Annotated in this window: 2 protein-coding genes; both read left to right on the top strand. The window is 62.9% G+C overall.

Annotated features, from left to right (window positions below; translation table 11 throughout):
• Positions 1-102: hypothetical protein (locus PMI29_RS32435; protein ID WP_007994196.1), on the top strand; the 102-nt coding region annotated here is incomplete at its 5' end.
• 12 nt (positions 103-114) lie between these two features.
• Positions 115-883 (top strand): SDR family oxidoreductase (locus PMI29_RS26250; RefSeq protein WP_007994195.1); only part of this gene is annotated, 769 nt, incomplete at its 3' end.

Raw genomic sequence — 883 nt, 5'->3', positions numbered from 1 at the left:
GTCGCCAGCCTGCGAATCGATCCGCAAGGCAAGGCCTTCGCCCAGCAACTGCTGGAAATCCAGATTCCGGTGCCGCAGCGCATCGCCGACCAGTTCAACTAGAGGATTGCTGCCATGGCCTACGATTCGATTTTCAAAGCCGATTTGTTTGCCGGCCAAAACATCATTGTCACCGGTGGTGGCAGTGGCATCGGCCGCTGCACCGCCCACGAACTGGCGGCCCTCGGCGCCCATGTGCTGCTGGTCGGGCGCAAGGCCGACAAGCTGAAAACCGTTGCAGCGGAGATCGCCGAAGACGGTGGCAAGGCCGATTGGGCGGTTTGCGACATCCGCGAGGAAGAACCGGTGCAGCACCTGGTCAGCGAATTGATCCGCAAACATGGCCCCATTCATGGCCTGGTCAACAACGCTGGCGGGCAGTACCCGTCGCCCCTGGCATCGATCAATCAGAAGGGTTTCGAAACCGTGATGCGCACCAATCTGGTGGGCGGTTTCCTGATGGCCCGGGAAGTGTTCAACCAGTCCATGAGCAAGCACGGCGGCGCCATCGTCAACATGCTCGCTGACATGTGGGGCGGCATGCCCGGTATGGGCCACTCCGGCGCGGCACGTTCGGGCATGGACAACCTGACCAAGACCGCCGCGTACGAATGGGGTTATGCCGGGGTGCGGGTCAACGCCGTGGCGCCGGGCTGGATTGCCTCCAGCGGCATGGACACCTACGAAGGCGCATTCAAGGCTGCAATTCCGACTTTGCGCGAACACGTGCCGCTCAAGCGCATCGGCACCGAATCGGAAGTCAGCGCGGCGATTGTTTTCCTGCTCAGCCCGGCAGCGGCGTTCGTCAGCGGCAGCACCTTGCGCATCGATGGCGCCGCCAGCC

Origin of the sequence: Pseudomonas sp. GM49 (genome assembly GCF_000282355.1) — a bacterium.
In the GTDB taxonomy this organism is placed as follows: domain Bacteria; phylum Pseudomonadota; class Gammaproteobacteria; order Pseudomonadales; family Pseudomonadaceae; genus Aquipseudomonas.
This window is presented reverse-complemented; position numbering and strand designations above follow the sequence as displayed.